Origin of the sequence: Kribbella sp. NPDC049584, from assembly GCF_040675555.1 — a bacterium.
GTDB lineage: Bacteria > Actinomycetota > Actinomycetes > Propionibacteriales > Kribbellaceae > Kribbella.
In genome coordinates this window covers 858,323-881,167 of the sequence record NZ_JBFAPF010000002.1, presented here as the reverse complement: position 1 = coordinate 881,167, position 22,845 = coordinate 858,323, and the positions used below count along the sequence as shown (strand labels likewise).

Below are 22,845 nucleotides of genomic sequence, written 5' to 3'. Positions count from 1 at the left end.
GCCAACTCCCAACGTCTACGGCGTAACGGTGATCTCCAACGGCGACGACCGCATGTGGCCCTCGTCGGTGTGTACTGCGATGACCAGCCCCCATCGCCCCGGCGGTACCGCGTACCCCAGGTCGGGAACCAGCGAGGCGGTGCCGATCAGCACCGGCACCGCACGGCTCTGACGCGCTTCGACCGGGAATCCCACCCGCTTCGCGTAGCGCGGCCCGACGTACCGCCCAACCACGATGCCGGAGCTGTCGGTCACCACCGAATCCAGCTCGCCCGTGGTGAACAGCACTTGCTCGCGGTCGGTCCTGTTGGTGACCAGTACCTCCCTGTGCGCGAATCGCCCAGTCTGCACCGACAGCGGAGACACGATCTCTACGTCGAGCCCGAAGGCTTCGGCGCGAGGTGCAGGTACCTGGCGCGCGGCCTCACCCGCCCACAGCTCTCTGGCCGGGAAGAGCATCGCCCCCACCCGCAGATCCACGAGGTCGCCGTACGTCGCTTTCAGCGTGCCCGCGATCTCGGTTGCCCAGGCCGCCAGCTCGATCAGAAACTGCCGCTCGGGTCGCCATTCCTTCTCGGGGCTCTGCCACATCACGAGTGCGTCGGGTGACTCCTCGCGCAACCGCAGAAGGTCCGCGCGCAGACTCTCCCAACCCGCCATAGCGCGACGATACCGAGACTGGCGGTCGTCCTGTAGGCGCTGTGCATCCGCAACGCGCCTATCCGATGGCTATGCCGTGAGGCGGTCGGCTTCGGCCAGCAGCAGATCGCCGAAGGGCTGAAAACCGATGCTGCAGGCGTAGACGCCGCTGAAGACTCGGTGGATGGTTCCCCATTCCCAGATGGCGGTGGCATCCACGCCCGTACGAGAAGCCAGTTGCTCGGTCCGCACCCGGAGGTCGTCACCGAGGCCCGGATTCGAGCGCACAATGGTGCCGAGATCGCAGGCGGGTTCGGCCCGCAGGCCTGCTGGATCGATCAGCTTGTAGCTGCCGTCACTGGCTTGCAGGGCGTTCATCTCGTGGATATCGCCGTGGACCAGAACCGCGGAGCGATCGTCGTGGGCAACGCGACGACGATTCATGCACTCCAGCGCATCCGCCACGGTGGCTGGTGAACACGGCCGCCCCGCCTGTTCCCATAGCGTTGGCAGCCGATCGGCGTACTGCTCGGCCAACTTCGCGCCGGTCGGGAGGTCAATGTCGGGACCGATCGGACGCCACAGGCGAAGCGCCACATCGCACAACAAGGTGAGGCGGATTGCAGGGTCGGCGACCATGTCGTACATCGGTGCCCCGAGGCGCTCCAGCAGAAGGGCTTGTCGACCCAGGTCTTCGCCGAGCAGCCTGGCGCAGCCGTCTCCGTTCGCCAGGCGCATCACTGTGGCCTCGTGACCGACGTCGCGACCTGGCACACCGATCTTGAGGACTGCCGGAGTTCCGTCAGCAAGCGTCACCTCGACGACCAGCGCGGCGTGACCGCCCGCGAAGCTGGACCCGATGACCAGAGACCACTCCTGAGCCAGCGAGTCGACCACGCCCGGCAGCTCGTCGAGCCAGGATTCGTTCCCGTCGGCAATGACCGTCTTGCGGACCTGATCGGGAATGTCGAGGCTCATACCGACAGCCTAGTTAGTGAAAGTCGCGCCGAATCGGCGAGCGGTTGCAATTCATGGGCCCGAGGCAATCTCTGTGGCTGAATCGTGCAAGTTCAGCGAGATCTTGTGGCTTCTGCTGAGCATGTACATCGCTCTGGTTCCCACCGCACTGATCGTGGCGGGCATCAGCAACCTGCCGAAAACCGTGCTGGACGTGGACAAATGGAGTGACCCTCAGGCGATCTTCGCGGTGGGCGCAGTAGTCGCCGGCGAGGTAACGTGCTTTATGGCTGACATCGAAGACCTGCCAAGCCTGCTGAGAGCCATCGCAACAGGCGACCGACGGGCCGTGACGGCAGCGCTGGACGCCGTACCGTCGCTGGTCACGGCACGCTTGGCGCGCCTCGACGAGTTCTTCATCGATCGGTGTCATGCCCAGCTGTACGAAGGCGACACAGCGCTGCACGCAGCGGCATTCGCGTACGACGTCGAGCTCGCTCGTGAACTGATCGCGCGCGGTGCCGACATCGGCGCTCGAAACCGCCGCGGCTCGGAACCCTTGCACGCCGCGGTCATCGGCGTACCCGGCTCAACGAACTGGAACCCAACAGCTCAGCGAGCTGTCATCGAGTTGCTGATCGAAGCAGGCGCCAACCCGGACGCGACCGCCGCCGGCGGCGTCACTCCCCTCCATCGAGCTGTCCGCAACCGCTGCTCAGCTGCCGTGGATCAACTCCTCCGCGCGGGCGCCGACCCACGCCTGACTAACGCCCACGGCTCGACGCCCTCCGACCTCGCCCGCCTCACAACAGGCCGCGGCGGAACCGGCTCGGAGGATGCAAAGGCCGAACAGCAGCTCATCATCGCGCTCCTCACCGAAGCAACGAGTAGGCCCTCTTCGTCCCCGGGCCCGGTCTGTCTGCGATAGCAGATGGGTACTTGAAGGATACTTCCGCCCGATCCTTCGAAGGAGCACCCAATGTTCGCGATCATCGCCGCTGTCATCTTCGGGTTGGCCCTCATTCTCGACTGGGCCAACGCCAGCGTCAGTGACGCCTTCACCCCGCAGACCTTGCTGATGGCCGGCCTACTGTGCATCGCCCTCCACCTGGCCGGCATCGGCGCAGGACGCCGCTGGGGCCGCCGCCGCTGACCGACACCGTCCCCACCCGTACAGCTTTTTCATCCTCCTGACCTGCCAAGGCCAGGGCTGTCGGCAACCAGCGTCAGCCCTGGCTTCGCTTCTGCTCGATCCGCCGAAGCGACGGAGCAGAGACCGCTGCAATAACTAGGCACAGCAGCCCCAGGACGAGCTGTCGACCTCCGCCGTCGATCAGGGCGTCTACCGTGATGAGGATCGCTACCAGAACCATCACGATAAGGAGCAGGCGGTTGGTCAAAGACTTGGGCACAGGCTCAACTGTCGTCGATCAAACTGCCGATGGAAAGCTCCCGAACACGGCGGCCACCCTCCTGATGAGCCTCTCTGACGCGCCCTCCCACAAGACCTTCATCAGTGTTGGATTATGTGCGTCGGGCATGTTCGCAGCGCTCGGCCACTTCGGCGTGACGATGCTCGGGGCCCCGGCTCGGGCATTATGACCTGGTGACAGTCGATGACCCCGACGCGCGAGCCACCTTTGACCGGAAGGTGCAGGCGCTTGAAGGGCTTCGCATCCACGCGGTGGACTATTGGGACATTCGCAACTCCGGGCCGGGGCCCGCCCGGTGGGATTACGGCGACTGGCATCACGCTGTCATGGGTTTACAACTATCCACGGACGCCGGCCCCGTGACCGTCATCTGGACCAACACCTTCTTCCCCTACGGCGTCGAGGTCTTCCCTGAACCCATCGAACGCCACCTCCGTCTGGGAGAGGACGGCGCGGAACGGAACGGCCCCGACGGCGAATCTCGTTGGACAGGCTTCCTCAACATCCCAGTACTGCGTACGACGACATCGTGGGAGCGGCTCGAACTCGGCCCAGCCATCCGGTCAGCCGGCGAGATCGTCGAGCCCGCGCATGTAGTCGAAGTTCCTACGTCACTGCGCCTGGACTTCAGCACCGGCCCTGTCTGGTTCGTGGCCGCGATCCCGCAATACCCGTCGATGGAGCGAGTCGCCATTCCGGGCGACGAGGTCATGATCGTCTTCTCGGCCACCAAGATGCGCGCCATGGGCTACACCGACCCAACATTCGTACCTTGAACGCGGCAAACCAGCCTCGGAGTTCCCTACCTGCGGATGATCATCGGCGAGGTACAGGTGTGATGGTCAGGCGTGACGCAGTGAACGCGATGTGGAACGCATAGGTGGTCAGCTTGAAGGTCTCCCCATCGTCGTACTCGAAGTCCTCGACCTGGCCGTACGCCTCGGCCGGCGGCTCGTCACCGCCGTACCTTGCACCGTCGTGTTCCCACTCCCGAATCGCGACCCCCTCGAACCGCATCACAACAACGGGCGTTGGAACAGCTGCCGCGGGCGTCCACCGCGCCTCGGTGTACTCAAACTGAAGGACCAGGACCCGATCGATCGGCCGCAGTTCAACGCCAACCAGCCCCATGTCATGCAATCGCACGGGGACGCTCTGATCAGTCCAGAACTCATACAGCCCTGTCCCACCACTGGCGAGATCATGCCGAGGATCAATGGTCACGCCAACGATCTCAGCTCTCTGCCGCCGAACGGCTGCAGGGTTCCGCGATACGTCCCGCACCCTCCTCCGCCGCCACCTGACCATGCCCACAGTGTCGCAGGATGGGCATCACGTGACAGCCGCGACAGGAACCACCTGGTGATCGCGATGCTGATCACCACGCCAGCCACCGGGAGCCACCGGATCCGGCTTGGCTGAGAACTGTCGCCGCGATTGCACCAAGGTTGCCAAGGCGATTGCAACGCCACCACGAATGGCCTTGTTTTGCAGGGGCGTCGGGTGAATGCCGCCCGCTTCCGCCATGGCGCATGTCCTCGCCTCCGCGTAACGTCGAATCAGGTACCGCAACGTCGCGAGCGTGGGTCGTTTGCGACGTCGGTGCAAAGGGGGACGGAGACAAGCCGCTCGACGAGATGAGGGCCGACGACCTCGAGCTAGGAAGCGGGATGGACCCGGACGGGTTTCAACGAGTTCATCCATTTCGTCCCACGGTGACATGAATCGTCGTGTCCGTTACGGGAGGGAGACTTACGGTGACACAGCCAATCTACAAGCTATGGCTGATGAAGCGGGCGACAGAGGCGTACTTTCAGCTGTCGGAAGCCGAGCGTGATCAACACTTCGCGAAGTTGGAGCAAGCCCTCGAGCAGGTCGGCGGCAAGATGGTGATCTTCTGCGACTCCGCCTGGTCATCAGAGCAATGGCAGGCGTTCGGAGTCGAGGAATACCCTGACATCGAGGCGGTCCAGAAACTCACCGCCATCCACGAGGAGATTCAGCATTTCCGGTTCCTCGAGAGCATGACGGTTCTCGGTACCAAGTCCGAGCTCGGATCGTAGCCATGAGCGTTGCCGCCTGCTGAGCACGGGCATACGAGCGACAGGTACGTATCAAGCACGCGCAGCCCTGCGCCTCCCCCAATCAGTTGCCGCCCTCCGGACCGGTGCGCGCCAAGCTCGAGCGTCCTCAGGACCGAAGCGACGTGCCCTCGAGACGTGCCGGCCGGACCCTATAACTCCATGATTGCTAGCGGGCCGATGCGTGAGCCTACGGCCAGCCAGGGAACTCGGGTCATTGAGCGAGACGAGTAGCCGACCATTCCCTCAAATCGGTCAATAACAACGTGTCGAGCGTTTGATGGCGAGGATCCGCTCTCTTCGCCGCAGCACGCTGCAGCACGGCAGATGAGAACGAGCCGTCCCACGATGCGTGGTGTGCGAATGACCTACGACTCTGACGCGAACGCCGCCTACATCTACTTGGGCGCGCAGATCAACCGAGGGGAGGTGGCCTACAGTCGCGGCGCTGATATCCACATGGACGGCGCATCGATGACGGTCGATTTCGATGCCGAGGGACGAGTCCTTTGAATCGAAGTACCCCGCGCGAGCCGGGTACTTCGGGACGAGTCCATCCGAGCGGCCGAGGGCATAACCCGCCGGGCTTAGACCCACCCGACCATCCGCAGTTCGTGGTCGCGAAGAGCGGCCTCGCACAGCTCATGGTGGCCCTGCTCGAACGACCCAGATGACAAACGGCAGGTTCTCCCGCAGGATCTCAAGTTGGTCCACAAGACGCCCTGCCAACGGGACACCTGCCGCCCGGACATCGTCAGCCAGCTTTGCCTTACGTCCGAGCAGGAACATCCTCTCCGCGTGCTTCCGCGTCTGGCTCGCGGTGAGCAGCGAAACAACGAGCCCGAGGATTACGCCCACGAACGTTGGCGCCAGCCACACCTGCCACTCCATTACCCTCTAGACGCTCCGCGGCCCGTTGTGCCGCCCGAGCATCCTATGAGATTAGGGCTAATCGTCTGCTGAGCGAGCGCCGCCAGTACTGCCGACTGATGCGGGCGTAGACGTTGGGACGAGACACCTTCCGGACTCGGGTCATCACGCTGCCCAGTACGACGAATCCGTACAGGGCGGCGAGCAGCAAGATGCCTACACTGCGGGCGCTGGTGATACCGGCGCGCACGGCTTGTCGCCGAAGGTGTCATTGCCGGCCTGACCGCCGCCGGTGCGTCGTACTTGTGGTTCGATCGCGTCATCGACAAAACAGATCACCGAAGTGACCAGAACCTGTCCCGGGGCCACTTCACCGGCCGGGTCGGGACGCGATCACCTCTCCGGCGCTACGAGTCTTCGTTGTCCGTGGCTGAGACGGCGTCGCACAGTCTGTGCAGTGACGTTAGGCTTCCAGGTTCGCAGGCCGATGACTCCTGGGTCGGTAGCTGCAGCCCTTTGACGCTGCGAACCGGGTTCGGTCAGGGTGTGGGGATCGGGAGGAGGTAGATACCTTCGCCTCCGCTGGTCGTGTATCTGGCAACCGGTTGTCCGTCCCAGTTGCCGGCGAGGAGTTCGGCATGGTTGGCGAGCACGACGTTGGGTGCATGGTAGGAGATCGGTCCGAGCGGGTAGGTTGTGTTGGTGAGGTCGAGTTGGCCGTCGAGATTGATGACCATCCCGGATTCTGGCCGGCCCGCGTGGACGGCGAGAAACTCGTCGACGCGGTCGGCGTGGAGCTCGAAGGACAAGCTTTCTATGGAGAGCCGGACCCGTTCACCGCGGATCGCGCGGGCGATAGTGTTGAGCGCCTCGAGTTCGCGCACAGGGCAATCTCCTGGGATCGCGATGTCGCGCCCGGTGTGATCCTGGACGGTGATGAGGTCGGCGACGAGTTCGGCTAGGTGGTGCAGATCGGGAAGCGAAGCCACGGTCGTGCCGAGTTGCGTGAGTCCTTTGAGAGAGCGGCCGAACCGTACTTGTAAACGGTCTCCGTTGCCGGCGGCCAGCAAGACCGCGAGGACGTGCTGGGCGGTGTCGGGCTGGCAGCCGGTGAACGGCCCCACGGTTAGCCGCATCGAGGCGGCAGGGTGGCCCGGGTCGACCTGATCGGGGACGGGAATGGCGAGGCTGACACCACCGGACTCGTCGCGGGCGTAGAGAGTAGTACCCCGGATGCCGCGGCGGCGCTGGTCGGCGATGATCCGGGCGCTGGCTGTGATGCGGTTTGCCGATGAGATCGCCTCAAGTTGGCCGGTTAGAGGCGCGGTGGGCTCTGAGGGAGTGCTGAGCTCGACTGACTGGATTGGGCGGGACAGAAGATTCCCGAACAGCGAGGCGGTCTCGGTAGAAGCGGTGATGTCGATCCCGTCGAGGTAGCGCCGGTCGATCGCGATCTGCCCGCCGAAGGCGACGACCTGCTCGTAGGCGGTCTGTGCCTGCTGTGCTGCCGAGCGGTCGGCGGGGCTCGCTGCCCCGAACCGGACGTCGACGGCGACCGGATCGTCGTCAGGGAAGTCGGGCCGCTTGGGGCGGATCTGGATGGTGGTCTGCCCGTCCACCGTTGCGGGTTCGATCCGCCAGAAGGGGGACAGCTCATCGGCCAGTTGGCCCAGCGCGGTCTGGCGCTGGGCCAGGTCAGGCAGGCCACCGGCCAGGACTGCCTGTTCCATTGAGTGCTGCTGGGCGCGTTTGAGAAGCTGGCTGTCCGGCCCCTCGACGTAGCGCTGCAGGTCGCCGCGCGGGGCGAACTGCTTGTCGAGCCAGTCGCGACCCAGCCATTGCACGGTGACCGGGGCGGCGATCGTGGCGATCTTCTGGTCGAACCAGGTTTCTTCGGTCGGTGTATGGTCGTGAGGCAAGACCAGTACCCACGCTCCGATGCGGTCGTGCGTCAAGGCGTTGCGCAGCGAATGTTCGATCTTCTTCTTCTGCCCATTGTTCAAGGGCCGGGCGTAGGACTTGATCTCGAACACGCACATGGTGCCGTCTTGTTCGACTAGGAAGGCATCACGGCCACCGTCACCTCCTGACCCTTCGAGGCTGCGAAGGCCAGGATGCAGGTCACGCAGCAGGGCTTTGATCGCCCGCTCGACCTTCATCGGATCGGGTCGGCCCAGTTCAGCATCCAGTTCTCCGATTCACCCAGACGGCCCTTGCAGGCCGGAACGGCGAAGACATGCCGCTGGATGAACCGTACGGTCAGCCGCCGACAAATCGGTGGTCGTGGACCGGGATGCGCTCGGTCGAGGCCCCTGCAGCGGGATCGATAGGTGGTCGGCCGAGCCGGCAGGTCTTAGCGGGTACGTGGCGCCTGCCGTCAGATACCCGCGATGACGTAGTCGATGCGCTGGGCTGGAACGATCTGAGCTGGGGGATGTATTTTCGGGGGCCATAAGCGCTCCAGTGCTCGTGGACAAGGGTGCGATGCCGAGGAAGGACCGCAGGCGATGAATCGAGGTGCGCAGGTGCGAAGGATCGTCGAATCCTTGCCGCGAGGAGCTGATTACGTGACCTCGCCGGATCATCCCCTGCTGCTGCGAAATCCGGCGATCCTGGCGTCGGTACGGGGCTTCTTGACGGCATACTTCTTTGTCGGTCGCAACTCAGTGTCCACCGCGGACGACCGGATCATGCTTGCGCGCCTGGCATTGCCTGCAGGGACTCGGATCGTCGTCGCGTCCGAAGAGTTCGGTAGCGCGGTCGACAACGATTCCTATCTTTCAGACGAACTGGTCGAGCTCGCATCTGATCGTGAGTCTCTGCGAGTGCCCAGTGGTCCTTTCCGGCGGTCGGACTCGGCGGAACTGATTGACAGCGTCCGCTGGGAGCATCACGAGCGGTTTGCCGAAGCGTGGGCAGCAACCCAGGGAGTCGGCCAGACGGTCGAGAGCACGCGGGGGCGCCGGGGAAGGTCGACCGCTGCCTTGTCGCTCGAGGACGAATCGAACCCGCGTCTGTTCGTTCGACGGCACATGGTCTCGGACCGCCTGGTGGTCGACGGACCGCCGGCCCCGAGCCGAACACGCCTTGGTCAACGGATGTCCACCGCCATCGAGAACGCGGTGCACCTCGATTACGGTTTGTCGCGAGGATTGGAAGGCGTCAGACGTTACGGCAGTCTGCTGTCCAGCCAAGACGCGCACCTCGCGCTGCATCACTACTTCCTCTCGGAAGTTCCGCAGACACGAGCATTCGACGAGCTTCGGCCGCTGCGCGCTGCTGCTTTCGCCGGATATGTCACGCATGTGATGGGGGCCTGATGCCGTACAAGAAGCGAGTCGATACCATCCGCTTGATCGCCGCTAACCACGGGGCGCTGAAAGGCAGTCCGAAACTGAACGCGATCGTTGGCGAGCTCAACAGGATCACCACTGCCGGGCGATTGTCCACCCACAACGGCTGGCTGTTGGCTGTCCTCCATACCACGCGCAGCCTCGACACGATGCTCGCAGAGATCATCGCGCACAAGGGGTGGATCGTGACGAAGAGTTCATTGGGTGCCTCTCTGATCACGCTGGCGAAGTACGGCGCTCTGACGCCCGTGGAGCAGAAGGGCTATCAGGGAAACCTGGTCAACGTGCGCAACAAGTACATGCACGAGGCCGGGGCAATGCCGCACAAGCTTGGCGCGGACTCGCTGCTGAACGAGATGCACACCTGTATCGCCACGGTTCTCAAGAACGTTTGACCTTAGTCACTTCGGCGGACGGCGTCTCCGAATCGCCGTCGTTCAGGAGAGTGACTTCCTCAGCCGTGAGTGCTGGGGGCGGGTTCTTGAGTTTGGCTCCAATGGTGTCGACCTCGCGGACGGGTTGACAGACATGGCGCCGCAGCGGACGGCGAGTTTCATGGCGCCGGACATGACGGCGCGGCATGTTCTGGCGGTGGCGTGGTCTTGATGTTGGTGAGGACGGTGTCGAGGCGCTGGGTGGGGGCGGCCGCGATGTGGAGTTCGCCGATGGCGGGACGGAGATGGTTTTGAGGTCGCGCCGGTAGGTGACGAGTGAGGTGGGTGAGCGTGTTCCGTCGGCGACGAGTCCCTTCGAGCCGGTGGGAGTGTGAGTCGCGTGCGTCAGTGGCTGGTGATGACGAGGGTTGGTGGGGGGTGGACGATGCCTGGGAGGGCGGTGGTTTCGTAGGGGTGGCGTAGGCCTGGGTGCCAGGCCAGGAGGCGGGTGCGGGAGCCTGCGTCCAGGGCTATTACCAGCCAGCCTGCTTTGGTGAAGGCTAGGGCCGGTTGGGATTTGGCGGGGAGTTCGATGCCGGGGACGATCTCCAGGCGGCCGGTGTCGAGATGCAGCGTCGCGATGTCGAGGGGCGGGAGTGGGTGGCCTTCGACTTCGGTCCCGGGCGTGGGGCGGTCGAGGAGGAAGGCGAGCGTCTTGCCGTCGGGGCTGATGACGCCGCAGCAGGCGGCGCGCGGAAGCGGGGATGCGGTGGTCTTGCCGCCGGCGATGGCTCGGCGGTGCAGCGTGCACGCTGCAGGGTCGTCGTGGCAGCCACTGGTCCAGAAGACCTGGCCTGCACCCGTCGCGAGCGGTGCCACATGCTGATCCAGCTTGGCCTGCAACCGACCGGTGCGCGCATCGACGAGCGCGAGCCACGTCGGTGAGATTCCTGGATCGGGCTGCATCAGACCGACGACGGTGTCGCCCACGATGGCCGACGCGTAGAAACCGAGCGGCAGCCGCACCCGCTGCCCGCCGGCGAGCGGAGCAATCGTTCCGTAGGGGTTGTCGATGTCGCTGGCAAAGGACGCGATCCACACGCGATTGCCATCGGTCAAGGGAGACTCGGTAGGACGGAGTGGCCGGATGACACTCACCTGGTCATCCACCCCGACGCGCACCATCGCATACGGAGCCGCCTCGTCGCAGGAGCCGGTGGTCGCGTACGCCGTGATCGGATCGCCGGCCAGCACAGCGGCGTACTCGCCGGGCCGCACGACTTCGTCAGGCAACGTCGTTGTCCGGCCGCTGTCGAAGTCGACCAGCCGTAGCTGGTCTCCACCGAGCAGCACCTGGATCCCGGTGCGCTCGGCCGGCGGCGTACTCGACACGATAGGCAGCGGGACGTCGGCTCCACACGCGCCCGGAGTTGTCGGCCACGGGTTCGCCGCCCGTCCGTCGGGGATGACGCTGTTCAGCTCGGACGGGGTGGTATTCGGCGGCGTCGGCGCCGGACCCGTCGAGGCGCGAAGAACGATCAGGGTCAGCACCGCGAGCAGGATCAGGCCCCACCCGGCGATCCGGTGCCCACGTCTCGAAGCGCTCCCCACCTCGAGAAGCTCTTCCTGATCATGCTCCACACCACCATGAAATCACCGCACCCCTGGAAGCGCCCGCAAAGTCCAGGACGGCGCCGGCTAGCGGCATCGCCCCATTCTGGACGACATCGGTGATCGGCGGCAGATCGGAAAGACCGGTGCTGTGCGCGGACACGAACCTTCCGACGACGAACACGTACCCGGAGGGAGGCGGCATCGGAACCGGTGATCGGGTCTCCGATGCCATGAGGAATGGCTGACTGCAGAGACGTTACGCGCCATGGAAGCCTCGCCTTGGACGGTTATCTGCCCGGCAAGGACATACTCGATGTCGCGCAGCACATCCAGGACTGCGGTGGTTGTGCGGCACACGTCGGCCAGCTGGCCACGACCGCTGCCGTGCTCGGCGCCCGGCCCAGAACACGGAAGATCGGATCGGCGGCGGCAGCAGCCGAGGGTCAGGGCGCCCCGCACGAGACCCCTTCGCAGACGGTCGACCAGAGCCAGCGGGTTCTTGCCGCGCTGGCGCGCGCGGCCGACCCCGAGCACGCAGACGACCTGGTGCAAGAGACCTGGGATCACTTTCTCAGCGCGAAACCGGGCGAGGTCCCTGCGCGGGACGAGCTCGTCGGTTACCTGATGCAGCGCATCGGTGACGATCACCAGCACGAGGATCTCAGTGCCGGCGAATGGGCAGACAGCCTGCTGGCGCATCACGCGCACAACGCGGCCGATCTCGCGGAGTCCGACCTGCCCCCTGATCCGGGTGGGTACGGCTCCCTCGAGGAGTTGGCTGATCTCGATGCGCTCGACACTGATGCCGACCGGGCGGAGCTCCTGTTCCCGGACCTCTACAGCGACGGGCCCGGCAAAGAGGGCTGGACCAGCCCACCGAGTGCTTGGCCGACGGTCACCAGGTTCCTGGGTCCGGACGCGGAGATCGAGACGTCCGAGTTGTACTCCGTCGTCGATGCCGCCCTCGACGAACTGCCCCAGGATGTGGGCGATGCGGTGTATCTGGTGGACATCGAAGGCCATTCGCTGCAGACAGCCGGTGGACTGCTCGGCCGAGAAACCTCCGTGCTCCAGCGGGATCTGGCTCGTGGGCGTCGTCACGTGCAGGCGCGAGTGAACGGATACTTCGCGGGCCGGTGACGGGTACGTGTCGCGAGCATCGAAGTGACCTGCTGGACATAGACAAGAAACAGGAGAACTGCATGGACCCCGAACGGGCGAAGGAACGGATCGCGGCGGAGCGCGAGCGGGTCACCGAGTTGTTGAGGAACGCTGTGGGCGCGCGCCTGGATGACAACGTCGCCGAGAAGGACGCAGGGGACGACGACGCCGACGGCGCGCAGCCGTTGGAGCACAGGGAGATCGACAGCGCGGTCGTGCGCAGTCTGCAGATCCGCCTCGAGGCCCTGTCACGAGCCGACGAGCGGTTGGCGGACGGCACGTACTGGACGTCGATCGAAAGCGGTCTACCCATTCCGGACGAGCGCTTGGAGGTGGATCCGGCCGCGGACCTGACCGTCGACGAAGCAGAACGCCACGAGCATCACGACTACTGACCTACCACCCCGAAACGACGGCGATCCCGCGCGCAGCTGGGCCTTCTAGTCCGACCTAGTCGCCGTTCAGTGGATCGGAGCTGGGCCCGGGTGTCCATCGGAAGTAGATCGGATCGACGAACTTCGCCGGCGCCTGACCGAGCCCCTTGATCACGGTCGCCGTACCGTTCGTGTGCCCGACCGCGTATATGAACGCCGACGTCGTGTCCCGGTCGATGGCCAGCAGCAGAGTGCCGTACTGCCCGCACCTGCTCGCGACCAACGCGTCGAACCGCTGCCAGGTGGCCGTCCGCACCACGGTGACGACCGGCCGGGCCGGAGCCGTCAGCGGGATCCGGATCGTGTAGAGCCGGCCACCCCGCGTGGTGGCGAGGAAGGTGTCGTAGGTCGGCGTCTTGCTGATCAGCGCCAGAGCCTTGACCGACGCGAACCCGAAGAACGTCCCGCTGAGCTGCCAGCGGGCGTTCCAGCGGAACAGCGTCCCATCGGTCCGCATCGCGTAGTGCGTCGTCCGCTCGACCCCACCACCACCGGGCCGGGCGTACGGCGCCGTCTCCAACGTCCCGTACGGCGACCAGCCGGACCCGATCCGAACGAGGGCCCGCGGCTTCGTGGTGTCGATCTGACCGGCGCCGTTGATGTAATACGACGAGCTGTACAGCACTTGGTCAATCACGACGAGGCCGTAGCGGTGCCGGTTGACGTTGACCGTCTGCTCATTGGCGAAGCTGTCCGACAGCCGCACCTTCCCGGCGCCGTACACCGCAGGCGTCGTGAGCGTCTTCAGCACGACCGGCGGCGTGGTTGCCACCACGGTGGTCTGGGTATGGCCGCCGTCCGCCGTGACCGACCCCAGTTGGATGTTGCACGCCGCTGTCGCAGCTCCCGCGTCCGTGCGGACCGCCTCTGCAGTCGGCGTGAGCACGGCCAGGGTCAGGACGACCCCAGCTCCCACACTCGCTGCTTGTCGCCACATCTCCCGCTCCCCTCAGTCGGCCGGCGTCGATCCCCCTCCTACCTCGATCCTTGAACCAGAGCGGGAGTTGCGCAACGACGGGCGGTCGGGGAATTAGCCGCCGTTGAGGGGGTCGTAGGCGGGGGCGAAGCGGAAGCGGTCGAAGTCGCCCCAGTTGAGGGTGACCTTGCCGAGGTTCCTGATCGCGGTGCTGGTGCCGTTCGCGTGGCCGACGGCGTACACGTAGTAGCTGCCGTTGTCCTGGTCCTGTGCGAGGACGGTCGAGCCGGTTCCGCACGGGGCCGCGGTCATCTTCTCGAATCTCTGCCAGCTCGTCGTGCGGACCGGCGTTGCCACCGGCTTGAGCGGGCTGGTGGCCGGGATCTTCAGCGTGTACAGGCCGCCGGCCCGGTTGTTCACCAGGAACAGGTCGTACGTCGCCGTCGTCGCGATCAGTGCGAACGCCTTCATCGTGCTGAGTCCGCCGACGTACCCGGTGTTGCGGAACCCCGTGCCGAGATCGGTCCAGCGCCCGAACCGGCCGGACGTGTCCTGCGCGTACAGCGTCGTACGCGACGGCTTGCTCGCTGCCGAGGCTTTGTAGCGGGCCTGGACGACGAAACGCTTGCCACTCCAGCCACCGCCGTACTTCTTCAGCACGTTCGATCCCCGCACCAGCGAACCGTCGGAACGGACGATGGCCGAACTGTCGTACAGGTACCCGCTGATCACCAGCTTCCCGACCCGGGCCGTCCGGCCGCCCGTCATCGGAGTCTCCGAGAACGTGGTCGGCGTGCTGCCGATACCGAAAGGCGCCTGGTAGATGTTCGGCGTGCTGAGCACCACGCCTTCGGTCGGTGGTGCGGTCGCGGTGACGACCTCGCGGTTCTGGCCCCAGGTCTGGTTGAAGGAGCCGACCACGAGCGCGCAGGCCGCGGCCACCTCGGCGGCGGCGGTGTGCGCGGTTCGCACGGTCGGGACGGCCTGGGCCGGTTCGAGTACCGGCCCGAGGGTCAGCGCCAGACCGGCCGCACTCGCCACGGCGATCGTCTTGCGGAGCATTTGTGTTGTCCTCTCGAGGGGCTTAGCCGCCGTTGGCGACGTCATAAGGAGCGATCGAGACCCAACGGAAGTACACCGCATCGTCGAACGTCCCGGCCACCCTCCCCCGGGACGCGGGGCTGACTCCCCCGGCTAGAAGGGGAGTTTGGGTTGGGGTGGGGCGTGGGTGGGGTCTACGCCGTCGAAGAGGCTGCTGACTGATTCGCCGTCGTGGATTCGTTTGATGGCTTCGGCGAAGAGGCCGGCTACTGAGGTGACCTGGAGTTCGGGGAAGCCGTCGGGGCGGGGGACGGTGTCGGTGCTGATGACCTCGGTGATGGACGGGTGGGAGCGGAGGCGCTCGACGGCCGGGCCGGCGAACAGGCCGTGGGTGCAGGCTACGGCGGCCGACGTACAGCCTCGGTCCTTCAGGCGGTCGAGGAGTTCGATGATGGAGCCGCCGGTGGCGATCTCGTCGTCGAGGATGATCGCGCGTTTGCCGGCGACGTCGCCGACGATCGCGTCGATCACGACCCGGTCGTCGGCCAGGCGCTGCTTGCTGCCGGCGGCGACCGGCGTGCCTAACAACCGGGCGAACTGGGTCGCGGTTTTCGCGTTGCCGAGGTCGGGGCTGACGACGACGGTGTCGCTGAGGTCGCGGCCGCGGAAGTGGTCGGCGAGTACGCCGATCGCGGTCAGGTGATCGACCGGAACGGAGAAGAACCCGTGCACCTGCGGCGCATGCAGCGCCATCGTCAGGACTCGATGAGCGCCTGCCGTGGTCAGCATGTCCGCGACGAGGCGGCCACCGATCGAGATGCGGGACGAGTCCTTCTTGTCGGAGCGTGCGTACGCGTAGTGCGGGATGACCGCGGTGATCTGCTGGGCCGACGCACCGCGAGCGGCGTCGATCATCAGCAGGAGCTCCATCAGATGCTCCTGGGTCGGCGGCACCAGCGGTTGCACAATGTACACGTCTCGTTGCCGACAGTTCGCCTGGAGTTGAACCTGCAGGCAGTCGTTGCTGAAACGGTGGATCTCGACCGGTGAAAGCGGTACGCCGAGATCAGTACAGATCTGCTCCGCCAACTCGGTGTGGGCACTTCCGCTGAACACGACGATCTCTCGCACGGCTCTCCCCGAACGCTGCGACCCCGACGCAGGCAGCCTACCTGGCGCAGCCGCTCCGGGAACGCCGAGGGCATCGGGCAGCGACAGCATCGAGCGGAAAGCTCAACACTTCGCCGACCGATTCAGCTGACCAGACGGGCGAGGACCGTCGCGGCCGTTCGGCAGTCCTCGGCCGAGGCGTCGAGATGCGTCACGATCCGGAGCTGGGTTGCACCGACACCACCGACCAGTACGCCGGCCTCCTTCGCGGCCGCCACGACCTCGGCGACCGTGCGACCGGTGGCAGCAAGGTCGGCGACCACGATGTTCGTCTCGACCTGATCCGGCTTGACCGAGCCCGGTGCGGCGTCCGCGAGTACCTCCGCGATCGCGCGAGCGTTCGCGTGGTCTGAAGCCAGCCGCTCGACGTTGTGCTCAACGGCGTACAACCCGGCCGCGGCGAGCACACCCGCCTGCCGCCAACCACCACCGAGACGCTTCCGCCAGACCCGCGCCTCGCGGATCAGCTCCGTGGAGCCGACCAGCACCGAGCCGACAGGTGCGCCCAGGCCCTTCGACAGGCACACGCTGGCTGCCGCAGCCCGCGAAGCGTAGGCGGCCATCGGCACGCCCGACGCCACGGAGGCGTTCCACAGCCGGGCGCCGTCCAGGTGCAGCGGGATGCCGCGAGCATCGAGCTCGTCGGCGAGCGCGTCGTACCCATGCTGGATCGCGCCGCCGCCGAAGTTGTGCGTGTTCTCGACCGAGACCGCGGACGTCCGCACGAAGTACGGACCCAGGTCGGCCGCGATCAGTGCGCGGATCTGCTCCAGGTCGATCTGACCGGCGGGCGCCGTCCACGTCCGGGACGTCACCCCGCTCACGGCCGCGTGCGACCCGAGCTCGGCCCGGACGATGTGCGCGCTCGACTCGCACAGCACCTCGCCGCCCGGCGGGACCAACGCCCGTACGCCGAGCATGTTCGCGAGCGAGCCCGTCACCGTGAACAGCCCGGCCTCGTGCCCGAGGAGCCCCGCGACGTGCTCCTCCAAGGCGTTGACGGTCGGATCCTCGCCGTACACATCGTCGCCGACAGGCGCGGCCGTCATCGCGGCGAGCATCGACGCCGACGGCCGCGTGACGGTGTCCGAACGCAGGTCGATCACGCCTGGGCACCCCGAAGACGCTCGGCGACCAGGAAGGCGAGCTCGAGCGACTGGTGCCGGTTCAGCCGCGGGTCGCAGGCCGTCTCGTACCGGTTCACGAGATCCTCCGCGACCAGCTCCTCACCGCCGCCGAGGCACTCGGTGACGTCGTCCCCGGTCAGCTCCATGTGTACGCCGCCCGGCCACGTCCCGACCTGCTCGTGCGCGTCGAAGAAGCCCTGCACCTCGTCCATCACGTCGTCGAAGTTGCGGGTCTTGTACCCGTTCGGGGTCTCGTACGTGTTGCCGTGCATCGGGTCGGACACCCACGCGATCGGCGAACCGTGGTCACGGACCGCCTCCAGCAACGGCGGCAACGCGGAACGGATCTTGCCCGCCCCCATCCGCGTGATGAACGTCAGCCGCCCCTCGATCCCCTTCGGGTTCAGCTTGTCGATCAGAGCCCGGATGTACTCCGGAGTCGTGGTCGGCCCGATCTTGACGCCGAGCGGGTTCGACAGCGAAGCCAGGAACTCGACGTGCGCGCCGTCCAGCTGACGGGTCCGCTCCCCCACCCAGAGCAGGTGGCCGGACACGTCGTACGGCTGATCGGTCCGCGAGTCGATCCGCGTCAGGGCGTGTTCGTACTCGAGGATGAGCGCCTCGTGCGACGCGTAGAAGTCGACGGTCCTGAACTCGTCCGACGTCGCGCCGCAGGCCCGCATGAACGCGAGCGCGCGCTCGATCTCCGACGCGAGCTGCTCGTAGCGGCGACCGACCGGCGACGACTTCACGAAGTCCGTGTTCCAGGCGTGCACCTGGTGCAGGTCGGCGTACCCACCCGTCGTGAACGCGCGAGTCAGGTTCAGCGTCGCGGCCGCCGCGTTGTAGACACCCCGGAGCCGGTTCGGATCCGGGATCCGCGACTCGGGCGTGAAGTCGAAGCCGTTGACGGCGTCACCGCGGTACGACGGGAGCGTGACGCCGTCCCGCGTCTCCTCGCCGGAGCTCCGCGGCTTCGCGTACTGCCCGGCGATCCGGCCGATCTTCACCACGGGCACGCTCGCGGCGTACTGCAGGACGACCGACATCTGCAGGAGCACCCGGAGCTTGGCCCGGATGTTCTCCGCGGTCACGCCCGCGAACGTCTCCGCGCAGTCGCCACCCTGCAGGATGAACGCCTCGCCGCGCGCGACCGCGCCGATCTTCGTGGTCAGGTCGTCGCACTCACCGGCGAACACCAGCGGCGGCAGCGTCCGGAGCTCGGCGATCACCTGGTCCAGCACGGCCCCGTCCGGCCATTCCGGCTGCTGCAGCGGCTTCAGCCCGCGCAGGTCGTCCAGACTCGGAACCCCCGGCACTTCGCCAGCCGTCAACGTCGCAAATTGCATGGGGCCAACTCTAGGCCAGGGCCTGGAACCGAAGGTGACCGTCTCAGGTCAGGGAGCCCGGATCGGAGGGTACGTCGACGGCGTGCTCGCGCAGGACGGTGAGCGGGATCGTGTCGAGGGTGCGGGCGTGCGTCGAGGCCAGTACGACGGGAGCCGCAGCGCCGGCGTGGTACGCCTGGAGCCAGCGGGCAGCGACCACACACCAGCGGTCGCCCGGCTCGAGGCCGGGGAAGTTGTACTCGGGGCGGGGTGTGATCAGGTCGTTCCCGACCGAGGACTGGTGGGCGAGGAAGTCCGCGGTCATCACCGCGCAGACGGTGTGACTGCCGAGATCTTCGGGGCCGCTCGTGCAGCAGCCGTCGCGGTAGAAGCCGGTGACCGGGTCGGTCCCGCACTCCTCCAGCGGTCCGCCCAAGACGTTCAGGTCGCTGTCCATGGCGACATCCTCGCCCGGACCGGCCTCTAACCGGGTCAGCTCGCCTTGGTGTCGCCGAGTCGCAGGTGCTCGTCGACCGATTCGCCGGCTTTGATCAGCTCCTTGGCCTTGTCGGCGTACATGTCGACGTACTCCTGGCCGGACAGCTCCATCAGCGCGTACATGATCTCGTCGGTGACCGAGCGCAGGACGAAGCGGTCGCGCTCCATGCCCTCGTACCGGGAGAAGTCCAGCGGCTTGCCGAACGCGACGCCCGGGCGGACCAGGCGCGGCAGCAGCCGGCCCTTCTCGCGGTAGAAGAAGTTCGGCCGGATCTTGCCCGGCGGCTGCAGCTTCTCGGTGTCGATCATCGCGACCGGGATCACCGGGACACCGGCCACGATCGCCATCCGCGCGACGCCGGTCTTGCCCTTGTACAGCCTGCCGTCGGGCGAGCGGGTGCCCTCGGGGTAGATCCCGAACAGGCCGCCCTCCTCGAGGATGCGCAGCCCGGTGTTCAGCGCGGCCAGCGAGGCGCGCCCGCCGGACCGGTCGATCGGGATCTGGCCTACCGACCGGAAGAACGTGGCGACCAGTTTGCCTTTCAGGCCTGGACCGGTGAAGTACTCCGATTTGGCCGGGAAGACGATCTGCCGCGGCACCGACACCGGAAGGAAGATCGAGTCGCAGAACGCCAGGTGATTACTGACCAGCAGCGCCGGTCCGGTGGTCGGCACGTGCTCCACGCCGGTCACCTTCGGCCGGAAGAGCAGCTTGACCAGTGGTGCGACCAGGAACCGTCTCAGGAACAGGTACAGCATCCGCCTCGACCTCCGTCACTCGCCCGACACACCGACTCGCATCACCCGACAACGCTCACCGAACCCATCGTCGGCCGTACCCTCTTCCGGCACCAGTGCCCGCCGGTGGCGGCCAGGCGACATTCTCGGCGCACAGACCGTCCCGGTGCGGACACTACGTTCCAGCTTCCCCCTCAGGCAATGTCACCGCCAGGAATGTGGGTGTTGCTCACCGTGTTGTCACCTGGATGCAGACTGGACGCAGCCCAGATGCGACGATTGGGTGGCGCCTTGGCCGGTCTCCGGTCCGGGCGTCTGTGAGGAACGGAACGGCGAGGAGTCGAGCGTGCCAGTGCAAGCCCACGCGGAGGAGTTTCGCAGTCCCGGAAGCGGGGCGAACGCGGCCGTCGGAGTCCTGCTCAGCCACGGGTTCACCGGCTCACCGAAGTCGATGCTGCCCTTCGCCGAGCACCTCGCTACCGAGGGGTACGGCGTGGCCGTGCCGCGCCTGCCCGGCCACGGGACCAGCTGGCAGGAGATGAACAAGACCGGCTGGCCCGACTGGTACGCCGTACTCGACAACGAGCTGGAGCGCCTGCGTAAGGAGCACGACCAGGTCTTCCTGGTCGGACTGTCGATGGGCGGCTGTCTCGTCCTGCGGCTGGCCGAGCAGCACGGGACGGACGTATCCGGTCTGATCCTGATCAACCCGTCGGTGCGCACCGACGACAAGCGGCTGGCGCTGCTGCCGGTGCTGGCCAAGCTGGTGCCGGCGTTCCCCGGCATCTCGAACGACATCAAGAAACCGGACGTCGACGAGGGCGCGTACGACCGGATGCCGCTGCGCGCGCTGCGTTCGCTGTCGCAGCTCTGGAAGCTCACCCGCGATGATTTGGCCGAAGTCACGCAGCCGGTGCTGTTGTTCCGCAGTACTGTCGATCATGTGGTGGAACCGAGCTCGGGGCGGACGGTGCTGTCCTCGATCTCGTCCCGCGACGTGACCGAAACCCTGCTCGAGAACAGCTATCACGTGGCAACCCTGGACAACGACGCCCCGCGGATCTTCGCGGACTCATCAGCCTTCATCAAGCGGCTGAGCGGTAACAGCGATGCGTGACAACGGACTGAGCGCGGCGTCGTACACGTCGCTCGGGGGGATCGACCCGTTGGTCGCCGAGCCGGTGCTGGACGCGCTCGCCGCGGCCGGGATCGCGGCGTACTGCGAGAACCAGAGTGAGGCCCGGACGCCGGAGGAGGCCGAGGAATCGGTCCGCATTCCGGTCGGGTACGACGAGATCTTCGTCGACGCCGCGGCGGTGGACGAGGCCCGCCCGGTGATCGACCGCAGTACCGAGGACGCGGAGTGGGAGTCGCTGGTCCAGCAATTCAGCCAGCCGTCCGCGCCGGGGCACGACGGCGGCGAGGATCCGGTGCCGCGGTGGCCGGCGAGCGAGGACGTCGACGACAAGTACGAGCCGCTGATCGACGTGCCGACCGGGCTGACCGTCGAGGACACCCCTGCCGCCAATGACGACGAGGACACCAAGCCGAAGCGCAAGGACGACGATCCGCACGACCACTTCGTCCCGCCGGAGCCGCCGCGCGGCCCGCGACTGGATTGGATCACCCGGCTCGCCTGGCTCGGGCTGCTCGGCGGTCCGTTGCTGCTGATCGCGGCCGCCGTCCTCGACTTCGGCACCGGCCGGATCACCACGCTCGCGGTCGCGGGCTTCATCGGCGGCTTCCTGACACTGGTGCTCCGGATGAAGGACCGCCTTCCACCAGGTGACGGGGGCGACGACGGGGCGGTCGTCTGAGCTAGCATGCGGATCGTCGGACAATCCGACGAATCGCGAGGGAGGGCACACCCGTGCAGGTCACCGAGACGGTCGAGATCACCGGCCACCTGATGGACTCCGGGTTGCTGTCCCGCGTCCTCGACGACATCCGCGGGTACGGCGGTGAGTACACGCTGGACAAGTTCGACCTCGGCTACGACAAGGACGACCCGTCCACGGTCCGGATGACGGTCGGCGCGGAGGACGAGGAGTCGCTGCAGCGGCTGCTGATGCGGATCCAGACCAAGGGCGCGAACCTGGTCGACCCCGGTACGCCGGAGATCACCGAGGTCTCGCAGGACGGCGTGTTCCCGGACGGGTTCTACTCGACCACGAACCTCCCCACGAGCGTGCGGCTCGGCGGGCACTGGGTCCCGGTGCAGAACCCCGAGATGGACTGCGGTCTGCTCGTCGAGGGCGACGCAGTACGGACGATCCCGATGTCCGACGTACGCGCGGGGATGAAGATCATCACCAGCGCGCAGGGCGTGCGGGTCACTCCCCCGATCGTGGTGAACACCGAGGAGGGGTTCGGCTTCATGGAGTCGGACGTGTCGTCGGAGAAGCCGCAGCGGGTCCTGGTCAAGCAGGTCGCGGACGGTATGCGCGAGGCGAAGGCCAACGGGCAGAAGGTGCTGTGGGTCGGCGGCCCCGGCATCGTGCACACCGGCGCCGCGCCGGCGATGGTCGCGATCGTCGAGGCCGGGTACGTCGACGTGCTGTTCGCCGGCAACGCGCTCGCGACGCACGACATCGAGTCCTCGCTCTACGGGACGTCGCTCGGCGTCGACCTCGCCCGCGGACGGGGGGTCGAGCACGGGCACGAGCACCACATCCGCGCGATCAACACGATCCGCAAGGCGGGTTCGATCAAGGCCGCGGTCGAGCAGGGCGTCCTCACCTCGGGCGTGATGCACGCCCTGGTGAAGACGGGCGGGAAGTTCGTGCTGGTCGGGTCGGTGCGCGACGACGGGCCGCTGCCGGACGTCTACACCGACGTACTCGAGGGACAGCGCGCGATGCGGGCCGAGCTGGACGGCGTCGGGTACTGCCTGATGGCGGCAACCATGCTGCACTCGGTTGCCACCGGCAACATCTTGCCCGCGTCGATCCCGCTGACCTGCGTGGACATCAACCCGGCGACGGTGACCAAGCTCGCCGACCGCGGTTCGTCGCAGGCGCGCGGCATCGTCACCGACGTCGGCCTGTTCATCGAGCACCTGGCCCGCGAGCTGTCCCCGGAGTACGCCGACAGCAAGTGACCCTGTCCAGG

General features: G+C 66.5%; 25 protein-coding genes. 12 read left to right on the top strand and 13 right to left on the bottom strand.

The features are described 5' to 3' along the window. Positions 1–15: 15 nt before the first annotated feature. Together AB0J62_RS10925 and AB0J62_RS10920 are read right to left on the bottom strand one after the other, a co-directional pair. Complete coding sequence (locus AB0J62_RS10925; RefSeq protein ID WP_363867276.1) at positions 16–660, bottom strand: hypothetical protein; 645 nt, start codon at positions 658–660, stop codon at positions 16–18. Between the two features lie 69 nt (positions 661–729). Further along, the gene (locus tag AB0J62_RS10920) at positions 730–1,617 is read right to left on the bottom strand and encodes an aminoglycoside phosphotransferase family protein (protein ID WP_363867273.1); all 888 of its coding nucleotides are present in this window, start codon (positions 1,615–1,617) and stop codon (positions 730–732) included. Positions 1,618–1,690: 73 nt separating this feature from the next. Here AB0J62_RS10920 and AB0J62_RS10915 point away from each other — a divergent pair, with 73 nt between their 5' ends. The 3 genes from AB0J62_RS10915 (at position 1,691) to AB0J62_RS10905 (ending at position 3,805) form a co-directional block, all read left to right on the top strand. Further along, a complete protein-coding gene (locus tag AB0J62_RS10915) occupies positions 1,691–2,524 on the top strand; it encodes an ankyrin repeat domain-containing protein (protein ID WP_363867270.1) in 834 nt (277 codons plus the stop codon). A 51-nt stretch (positions 2,525–2,575) separates the two neighbouring features. Then, on the top strand, positions 2,576–2,749 hold the full coding sequence (locus AB0J62_RS10910) for a hypothetical protein (RefSeq protein ID WP_363867267.1): 174 nt from the start codon (positions 2,576–2,578) through the stop codon (positions 2,747–2,749). A gap of 453 nt (positions 2,750–3,202) precedes the next feature. Next, positions 3,203–3,805 (top strand): hypothetical protein, encoded by a 603-nt coding sequence (locus tag AB0J62_RS10905; RefSeq protein WP_363867264.1) that lies wholly within the window; start codon positions 3,203–3,205, stop codon positions 3,803–3,805. A gap of 40 nt (positions 3,806–3,845) precedes the next feature. Here the strand turns inward: AB0J62_RS10905 and AB0J62_RS10900 are convergent, their stop codons facing one another. After that, positions 3,846–4,046 (bottom strand): hypothetical protein, encoded by a 201-nt coding sequence (locus tag AB0J62_RS10900; protein ID WP_363867261.1) that lies wholly within the window; start codon positions 4,044–4,046, stop codon positions 3,846–3,848. Between the two features lie 315 nt (positions 4,047–4,361). After that, entirely contained in the window at positions 4,362–4,556 is a 195-nt protein-coding gene (locus AB0J62_RS10895) for a hypothetical protein (RefSeq protein WP_363867258.1), read from the bottom strand. Between the two features lie 230 nt (positions 4,557–4,786). Between AB0J62_RS10895 and AB0J62_RS10890 the strand changes: the two genes are divergently transcribed. Continuing rightward, positions 4,787–5,092, top strand: a complete 306-nt coding sequence (locus AB0J62_RS10890; RefSeq protein WP_363867255.1) for a hypothetical protein — start codon at positions 4,787–4,789, stop codon at positions 5,090–5,092. Between the two features lie 381 nt (positions 5,093–5,473). Beyond that, positions 5,474–5,623, top strand: coding sequence for a DUF2283 domain-containing protein (locus tag AB0J62_RS10885; protein ID WP_363867252.1), 150 nt, complete (start codon positions 5,474–5,476; stop codon positions 5,621–5,623). An 896-nt stretch (positions 5,624–6,519) separates the two neighbouring features. Here AB0J62_RS10885 and AB0J62_RS10880 read toward each other — a convergent pair. Beyond that, on the bottom strand, positions 6,520–8,139 hold the full coding sequence (locus tag AB0J62_RS10880; protein WP_363867249.1) for a hypothetical protein: 1,620 nt from the start codon (positions 8,137–8,139) through the stop codon (positions 6,520–6,522). A 366-nt stretch (positions 8,140–8,505) separates the two neighbouring features. Between AB0J62_RS10880 and AB0J62_RS10875 the strand changes: the two genes are divergently transcribed. Both AB0J62_RS10875 and AB0J62_RS10870 read left to right on the top strand, forming a co-directional pair. Beyond that, complete coding sequence (locus AB0J62_RS10875) at positions 8,506–9,300, top strand: hypothetical protein (protein ID WP_363867246.1); 795 nt, start codon at positions 8,506–8,508, stop codon at positions 9,298–9,300. After that, positions 9,300–9,728, top strand: a complete 429-nt coding sequence (locus AB0J62_RS10870; protein WP_363867243.1) for a hypothetical protein — start codon at positions 9,300–9,302, stop codon at positions 9,726–9,728. Before AB0J62_RS10875 ends, AB0J62_RS10870 begins: the two co-directional genes overlap by 1 nt. A 384-nt stretch (positions 9,729–10,112) precedes the next feature. On the opposite strand, the gene AB0J62_RS10865 is transcribed toward AB0J62_RS10870, so the two are convergent. Next, positions 10,113–11,348, bottom strand: a complete 1,236-nt coding sequence (locus AB0J62_RS10865) for a hypothetical protein (protein ID WP_363867240.1) — start codon at positions 11,346–11,348, stop codon at positions 10,113–10,115. Between the two features lie 252 nt (positions 11,349–11,600). Between AB0J62_RS10865 and AB0J62_RS10860 the strand changes: the two genes are divergently transcribed. Further along, positions 11,601–12,461 carry a hypothetical protein gene (locus tag AB0J62_RS10860; protein WP_363867237.1) on the top strand — a complete coding sequence of 287 codons (861 nt, stop codon included), beginning with the start codon at positions 11,601–11,603 and terminating at the stop codon, positions 12,459–12,461. Between the two features lie 62 nt (positions 12,462–12,523). Next, the gene (locus AB0J62_RS10855; RefSeq protein WP_363867234.1) at positions 12,524–12,877 is read left to right on the top strand and encodes a hypothetical protein; all 354 of its coding nucleotides are present in this window, start codon (positions 12,524–12,526) and stop codon (positions 12,875–12,877) included. Positions 12,878–12,932: 55 nt separating this feature from the next. On the opposite strand, the gene AB0J62_RS10850 is transcribed toward AB0J62_RS10855, so the two are convergent. The 7 genes from AB0J62_RS10850 to AB0J62_RS10820 form a co-directional block, all read right to left on the bottom strand. Then, entirely contained in the window at positions 12,933–13,853 is a 921-nt protein-coding gene (locus tag AB0J62_RS10850) for a hypothetical protein (RefSeq protein WP_363867231.1), read from the bottom strand. Between the two features lie 93 nt (positions 13,854–13,946). Continuing rightward, complete coding sequence (locus AB0J62_RS10845) at positions 13,947–14,894, bottom strand: hypothetical protein (RefSeq protein WP_363867228.1); 948 nt, start codon at positions 14,892–14,894, stop codon at positions 13,947–13,949. Between the two features lie 132 nt (positions 14,895–15,026). Then, the gene (prs, locus tag AB0J62_RS10840; RefSeq protein ID WP_134098173.1) at positions 15,027–16,004 is read right to left on the bottom strand and encodes a ribose-phosphate diphosphokinase; all 978 of its coding nucleotides are present in this window, start codon (positions 16,002–16,004) and stop codon (positions 15,027–15,029) included. A 122-nt stretch (positions 16,005–16,126) separates the two neighbouring features. After that, positions 16,127–17,149: a GntG family PLP-dependent aldolase gene (locus tag AB0J62_RS10835; RefSeq protein WP_363867223.1), complete on the bottom strand. Its 1,023-nt coding sequence runs from the start codon at positions 17,147–17,149 to the stop codon at positions 16,127–16,129. Continuing rightward, a complete protein-coding gene (locus tag AB0J62_RS10830; RefSeq protein WP_363867220.1) occupies positions 17,146–18,519 on the bottom strand; it encodes a class II 3-deoxy-7-phosphoheptulonate synthase in 1,374 nt (457 codons plus the stop codon). Before AB0J62_RS10830 ends, AB0J62_RS10835 begins: the two co-directional genes overlap by 4 nt. Before the next feature lie 43 nt (positions 18,520–18,562). Next, positions 18,563–18,955 (bottom strand): DUF2237 domain-containing protein, encoded by a 393-nt coding sequence (locus AB0J62_RS10825; RefSeq protein WP_363867217.1) that lies wholly within the window; start codon positions 18,953–18,955, stop codon positions 18,563–18,565. 35 nt (positions 18,956–18,990) lie between these two features. After that, a complete protein-coding gene (locus AB0J62_RS10820; RefSeq protein ID WP_134098166.1) occupies positions 18,991–19,755 on the bottom strand; it encodes a lysophospholipid acyltransferase family protein in 765 nt (254 codons plus the stop codon). A 325-nt stretch (positions 19,756–20,080) separates the two neighbouring features. On the opposite strand from AB0J62_RS10820, the gene AB0J62_RS10815 reads away from it, so the two are divergent. From AB0J62_RS10815 to AB0J62_RS10805, 3 genes are read left to right on the top strand one after another with little or no spacing between them, the layout of a single operon-like run. Next, positions 20,081–20,851 (top strand): alpha/beta fold hydrolase, encoded by a 771-nt coding sequence (locus tag AB0J62_RS10815; RefSeq protein ID WP_363867213.1) that lies wholly within the window; start codon positions 20,081–20,083, stop codon positions 20,849–20,851. After that, positions 20,844–21,551 carry a hypothetical protein gene (locus tag AB0J62_RS10810; RefSeq protein WP_363867210.1) on the top strand — a complete coding sequence of 236 codons (708 nt, stop codon included), beginning with the start codon at positions 20,844–20,846 and terminating at the stop codon, positions 21,549–21,551. The genes AB0J62_RS10815 and AB0J62_RS10810 overlap by 8 nt, the downstream gene beginning before the upstream one ends. A 53-nt stretch (positions 21,552–21,604) precedes the next feature. Then, entirely contained in the window at positions 21,605–22,834 is a 1,230-nt protein-coding gene (locus AB0J62_RS10805) for a TIGR00300 family protein (RefSeq protein ID WP_363867207.1), read from the top strand. Positions 22,835–22,845 lie beyond the last annotated feature (11 nt).

Bases quoted from the DNA above. Each gene is read 5' to 3' on its own strand.
- AB0J62_RS10920 (WP_363867273.1), bottom strand. From the start codon at position 1,617: ATGAGCCTCGACATTCCCGATCAGGTCCGCAAGACGGTCATTGCCGAC.
- AB0J62_RS10845 (WP_363867228.1), bottom strand. From the start codon at position 14,894: ATGCTCCGCAAGACGATCGCCGTGGCGAGTGCGGCCGGTCTGGCGCTG.
- AB0J62_RS10885 (WP_363867252.1), top strand. From the start codon at position 5,474: ATGACCTACGACTCTGACGCGAACGCCGCCTACATCTACTTGGGCGCG.
- AB0J62_RS10810 (WP_363867210.1), top strand. From the start codon at position 20,844: ATGCGTGACAACGGACTGAGCGCGGCGTCGTACACGTCGCTCGGGGGG.
- AB0J62_RS10820 (WP_134098166.1), bottom strand. From the start codon at position 19,755: ATGCTGTACCTGTTCCTGAGACGGTTCCTGGTCGCACCACTGGTCAAG.
- AB0J62_RS10855 (WP_363867234.1), top strand. From the start codon at position 12,524: ATGGACCCCGAACGGGCGAAGGAACGGATCGCGGCGGAGCGCGAGCGG.
- AB0J62_RS10850 (WP_363867231.1), bottom strand. From the start codon at position 13,853: ATGTGGCGACAAGCAGCGAGTGTGGGAGCTGGGGTCGTCCTGACCCTG.
- AB0J62_RS10880 (WP_363867249.1), bottom strand. From the start codon at position 8,139: ATGAAGGTCGAGCGGGCGATCAAAGCCCTGCTGCGTGACCTGCATCCT.
- AB0J62_RS10910 (WP_363867267.1), top strand. From the start codon at position 2,576: ATGTTCGCGATCATCGCCGCTGTCATCTTCGGGTTGGCCCTCATTCTC.
- AB0J62_RS10900 (WP_363867261.1), bottom strand. From the start codon at position 4,046: ATGCGGTTCGAGGGGGTCGCGATTCGGGAGTGGGAACACGACGGTGCA.
- AB0J62_RS10830 (WP_363867220.1), bottom strand. From the start codon at position 18,519: ATGCAATTTGCGACGTTGACGGCTGGCGAAGTGCCGGGGGTTCCGAGT.
- AB0J62_RS10825 (WP_363867217.1), bottom strand. From the start codon at position 18,955: ATGGACAGCGACCTGAACGTCTTGGGCGGACCGCTGGAGGAGTGCGGG.
- AB0J62_RS10870 (WP_363867243.1), top strand. From the start codon at position 9,300: ATGCCGTACAAGAAGCGAGTCGATACCATCCGCTTGATCGCCGCTAAC.
- AB0J62_RS10925 (WP_363867276.1), bottom strand. From the start codon at position 660: ATGGCGGGTTGGGAGAGTCTGCGCGCGGACCTTCTGCGGTTGCGCGAG.
- AB0J62_RS10895 (WP_363867258.1), bottom strand. From the start codon at position 4,556: ATGGCGGAAGCGGGCGGCATTCACCCGACGCCCCTGCAAAACAAGGCC.